The sequence below is a fragment of the Oleiphilus sp. HI0128 genome, from assembly GCF_001635365.1.
The window spans coordinates 1-5,534 of sequence record NZ_LWGG01000843.1 but is presented as its reverse complement, the minus strand read 5'-3'; the positions used below and the strand labels follow the sequence as shown (position 1 = coordinate 5,534).

Here is a 5,534-nt window from a genome sequence, read left to right as displayed (position 1 = left end):
CTCCCCGACAAGATTTTCATCGATTTTAGGGAGTGTTGAATGATATGGCAAGAAATAAGCGCTTTAGCATCGCCTAACGAGGAAAAATAGCCGAGAAGGAGCTACCTCGCCCCACCTCGCTATCGAGAACAATTCGACCATGATTCAGCGCGAGCATTTCGCAGCATATTGCTAAACCATAGCCATCACCTTCAATCTGACTATTCTCATGGGAATCTTGGCGCTGATATAGTTTGAAAATGCTTTCACGCTGTCCTTGAGGAACACCACAGCCTGTATCATTTACTTCAAGAGTAACGCACTTGCCGACCTGCTCATCAAAACTGGGACGAAGAGATACTTCAATAGCTCCCGCTTGCGTATATTTAATTGCGTTGGAGATAAGGTTGATCGCAATTTGCTTAAAGTGCTGCCTGTCTGCCAAGGCGTATATGTCAGAATCCGAAATCTCAGAGCGAAAATCCAAGCCTTTTTTCTTGGCAAGGGTTTCACCTTGTACACACGCTTCTTCAAGCGCAGGCACTGCATTGAAGCGGGAAATGTCGGCAGCCAGCTTTCCAGCTTCTACCCGCGTAGAATCCAAAGTCGTGCTGATCTGTTCAGCGAGCTGCTGACCGCCCCCGATAATTCGGTCGAACAAAGATAGCTGCGTTTCACTACACTGACTAGACAACTTTGATTTAAGAATGCCAGCGTAACCGACAACTGCATTCAAGGGTGAGCGCAATTCATGCACCATCATTGCCAAGTATTCTTTTCGAGTACGTTCTTTTTCGAGCTCCAGGCTTCGTTCAAACTCTTGACGCTGAAGTTCCATTTCTTTATTACTGGTCACATCTAACCCTGAAAGCAATACTGCGCTACCTTGACTGCCATCACTAATATGGAAACTCCATAAAAAGTGTGATGTCTTATCGTTATTTTCTTCAGCATTTGCAGAAGACTCGATATTCTCTAGACCACCCTGCTCTATTGCTTTGCCGACCAGAGCAGCAAGATCTCTGGGTAAAATAGCGGGCGCCCCTTCATCGTCAAATCCAAACTCAAGCATTAGATCAGTCATTGCAGGGTTACTAAAAAGAATCAGGCCTTGATCATCAAGCTCCAGCAATGGGGAGGGATTTATTTCAGTAAAAAATGAAAGCTTCTTGAGCTCTTCAAGCTGAAAGCCTTGCTGCTCGCAGGTAGTGAAAAGAATCATGCAGCTGCCATCATCGGTATAACTTCTACGGTAACTGACGGCAATGTTTTCAGAATTCTTATGCGTCCAATAGCATTCCTGTGGCGCTAGCTGAGCTTCACCCTGTTTTGCCAAGGGGCACTCCTCAGCTTCGTGATGAGTATAAATACTATGACGGCAAAATAGATCATGAGCAGTACCGCCCTCCGCTGCTTTTTCGGCAATAGCATCAATATCCCAGCCTAACATGGCCTGGCCTGCCTTGTTTAAGAACTGAATACAACCGTCACTATCGACAAGCAACACACCTTCAGGTAAAGCATCCAAGGTAATAGAAGTGATATCAAAAGAAGGACTCACGAAAGGTCTACTCGCAATAACTGTGCAGGGTCAGCGCCTGGGACGGTTAGATCCAAGACAGAAGTAATCGACAGCTCTTTATCTGTCTTGATTTTTGCAAGGTTAATCACCTTGGGCTTAATATGCGCCATCCCTGCCATATCGTAAACAACCTTTACGACAGGTAATTTTGGTTGATCGGCATCGATCTCAAGAACAATACCTTTTTCTTTGTTGCTTAGCTGGACAGCACTACCCACCGGATAAACACTCAATAGACTAATCAGCGCTGACACGGAAGGCTCATCAAGTTTTTCATTTTTGGCCTCTTTATATAGATTAGCAAGAGCGCCATGAGGTGTTACCGCAGGCCTATCAAGCAAGCCGTGGACTAACTCATCATACCTGACAACCACTGCGAAAACCTTACTTAAAGGATGTATCTGATCAGACTTAAGTCCAGAAGGGTAACCGCTTCCATCCAGGTGCTCATGATGCTCGGTAATAATGCGCATTACGATTGAACTGAGCTCACAGTTTTGTTTTAACGACCGTAAGCCTATCGAGACATGCTGATAAATTAACTTCTTTTCACTCGCCGTATAAGGTGATGCCTTACCAAGCAAATGCATAGGCAGTTTTAGCCAACCCGTATCGTGAAAAAATGCGGCTAAAGCGAGCGCCTGTTGTGCATCGTCACCTAAGCTGAGCTTGATAGATATACTTAAGACTAAACTAAATGAAGCGAAAGTATGATTTGCGAGCGAAGCATCTTTACGCTGAATATTGATAAGGATAGCGAGTGCTTGGTTATTCCGCTGTAGACTAGACAGCGTAGCGTCAATTAAAGGCGAAACCTGCCGAGCATCAACCACTTTATCGTTTTTGAGAGCTTCATTGATCTCATCTGCCAGCTTCTCAACTTTGCCCTTTAACTCTTTAGCAACACCAAGCTCCTGACTAATAGACGTACGCTCAGGCAATTTTTCCTTAGCACTTGCTTCTGAAACTGGCTTATCTTTCGCAGCCTGATCTTCTTGTGATTTATCAGTCTCTTGTGAGGACTTATCACGAATAACATCAGCTGGCGTTTCTACATCAACACCCTTTGAGGTATCAATCGAGAGCTGCTTGACACCCGCCTTGAGCAGCTTATCAATTTGAGCGGCATTTTTTATCTTCAAGTGGTGATACATGAAGGGGCTGTCAATCCACGATATATCGAGCTGGGTAATATACATACCAACCTTAAGTAAGGATATAGGGATCTTTTTTACTGCCATGCGAAGGAATGCCTAAACTCAGTGAATAGTGTCAGCTTTATTTACACTAAATTATAGGCCTTCCTGAGAGAATTTGTACTATGTTTTCACGATTAATTTAAGTTTTTATAGGTATTACCCTTCAGACAAAAGCTTTACGTACCCAGGTGATATATCTTGATCAATATAAGCCATACCCAGCTTATTTAGATATTCATTACGATCAGCTTTCATTAGGTTTATATCTAACGCGCCCGCCTCATTATCTTGATAAAGTGCAGCCAAAAACGCCATATAATGCTCTCCCTCCTTTACCATCAAAAGACTTGCAGCGCCAACATCCGGCCTAACTTTAGAAAGCAGATCACCTGGCAGCTTAACTTCGTAAACAACTGGCGACTCATCACCCTCGACTCGCACACTACGACTTCTAACCGCCTGCTGAGCCCAATAAAACGCAAGCTCCTTACTCTGTGTTAGGAATACCGGATCATGTGTCTCGGTGTAGTTATTACCAATCGTTGCCATAGTCTTCTTAGCAGCCTGATTCATAACCTTATCACCCGAACGCTTAAGCCCCGCACCATTAATAGAGGTAACCAGCGCAGACGAAGTACCGTGGTACCACACATCGCCGCTCGCGAAGCCATCTTTGCCGAGAAGGTCTTTAGCATCTTGCAGATAGGAAGGAGTGTCAATCATGATAAGTTGCCCTTTTTATAGGGTGCGCGGTGCGCACCAAAATACGTAGTGATGCGCATTGCGCACCCTATAAACTATAGTCTAAAGATTAAAAGGGGTTAGACTCACTGACTCTGCCCTCTTTTAATCTCCACAAAAAAGGCGACTCTAGAGTCGCCTTTTTCTAAACACATTAAGCATCTTTCAATAATACATTATCAAAAAAGCTTAACTAGCCAGTCTCAGATTAAGAGAACTGGTTAGAAGTGTTCTTAGCACCGCCTGCCTTAAGAGCACGCTCACCAGCAAAGTATTCTTTGTGGTCGTCACCGATGTCAGAACCTGACATGTTTTGGTGCTTAACACATGCGATGCCTTGACGGATCTCTTTACGCTGAACGCCAGCAACGTAACCCAACATACCCATATCACCAAAGTAGTTCTGAGCCAAGTTATCAACAGACAATGCAGTCGTGTGATAAGTTGGTAGAGTAATCAAGTGGTGGAATACGTTCGCTTCACGAGCAGTATCCGCTTGGAATGTACGAGTACGTTCGTCAGCAACTGCAGACAACTCAGACTCATCGTATTCAGCAGACATCAGGTTGTTACGATCGTATGCAGATACGTCTTTACCTTCTTCTACCCATGTATCATAAGTTTGCTGACGGAAGTTCAAGGTCCAGTTGAAAGATGGAGAGTTGTTATAAACAAGCTTCGCATCTGGGTGTACTTTACGTACGTCGTCCATCATGCCTTTGATCTCGTGTACAGTTGGTACTGCAGTTTCGATCCAAAGCAAGTCAGCACCAGCATTAAGCGCACCGATACAATCGAATACACAACGCTCATGACCAGTACCTGAACGGAACTGGTATAGGCCAGAAGGAAGACGTTTAGGACGAACAAGCTTGCCGTCACGGCTGATTAGCACATCACCAGGAGCTGTTTCTTCTGGAGTAACTTCTTCAACATCTAGGTAAGAGTTGTAGATATCACCAGAATCGCCCGGCTCGTTAACTACTGCGATTTCTTTAGTAAGACCAGCACCTTCAGAGTCAGTACGTGCAACGATGATACCGTTGTCAATACCTAGCTCAAGGAAAGCGTGACGCAATGCACGGATCTTAGCGTGGAAGTCAGCGTGAGGAACAGTTACTTTACCATCCTGGTGACCACATTGCTTTTCATCAGCAACTTGGTTTTCGATCTGTAGTGCACAAGCACCCGCTTCGATCATCTGCTTAGCCATTAGGTAAGTCGCTTCAGCGTTACCAAAACCAGCATCGATATCAGCAATAATTGGCACAACGTGAGTTACGTGGTTGTCAATTTGATCTTGGATTTCAGCAGCTTTTGCTGAATCGCCAGCTTCGTTAGCAGCGTCTAGAGCACGGAAAAGACCGCCTAGTTCACGCGCATCAGCTTGACGTAGGAATGTGTATAGCTCTTCAACCAACGATGCAACAGCAGTTTTTTCGTGCATTGATTGGTCAGGAAGTGGACCGAAGTCTGAACGTAGTGCAGCAACCATCCAACCAGAAAGGTACAAGTAACGACGGTCAGTCTTGCCACCGAAGTGCTTCTTGATAGAGATCATCTTCTGTTGGCCGACAAAACCGTGCCAGCAACCTAGAGACTGCGTGTACTTAGTTTTATCTTTATCAAATTCAGCCATGTCAGCGTTCATGATATCAGCAGTGTATTGCGCGATATCAAGACCAGTCTTGAATTTGTTTTGAGCGCGCATGCGTGCAATTGACTCAGGGTTGATTGCAGCCCAGCTATCACCTTTTGCTTCTACAACAGATGCTACTGCTTTGATCTCGTCTTGGTATTGTGACATTTTACGTATCCCTTATGTTTAGGAATGAAACCCCCTTCCTTTATATGCGACAACTCAACTGCAAATAACTTAGAAAGAAGCGTGATTTGAATTTCGAGCAGAATTCTAATTAAATGACAGGAATAAATGAAATATATAGTTTATATATCCGGTATACATGAAACTTATAAACCCAAGCATACCGCATTGATAATTAGTTTTTAACTCCAATCTATCAACAGGTTAT

At 44.2% G+C, this 5,534-nt stretch carries 4 protein-coding genes; all 4 read right to left on the bottom strand.

All coding sequences use genetic code 11. The annotated features are described in order from the left end of the window. Positions 1-73 precede the first annotated feature (73 nt). Positions 74-1,540: an ATP-binding protein gene (locus tag A3763_RS13105; RefSeq protein WP_068634248.1), complete on the bottom strand. Its 1,467-nt coding sequence runs from the start codon at positions 1,538-1,540 to the stop codon at positions 74-76. Next, entirely contained in the window at positions 1,537-2,802 is a 1,266-nt protein-coding gene (locus A3763_RS13100) for an HD domain-containing phosphohydrolase (RefSeq protein ID WP_068634249.1), read from the bottom strand. Before A3763_RS13100 ends, A3763_RS13105 begins: the two co-directional genes overlap by 4 nt. A 114-nt stretch (positions 2,803-2,916) precedes the next feature. Beyond that, positions 2,917-3,483, bottom strand: coding sequence for a hypothetical protein (locus A3763_RS13095; protein WP_068508028.1), 567 nt, complete (start codon positions 3,481-3,483; stop codon positions 2,917-2,919). A 226-nt stretch (positions 3,484-3,709) separates the two neighbouring features. Further along, positions 3,710-5,308 carry an isocitrate lyase gene (locus A3763_RS13090; protein WP_068508026.1) on the bottom strand — a complete coding sequence of 533 codons (1,599 nt, stop codon included), beginning with the start codon at positions 5,306-5,308 and terminating at the stop codon, positions 3,710-3,712. Between the last annotated feature and the right edge of the window lie 226 nt (positions 5,309-5,534).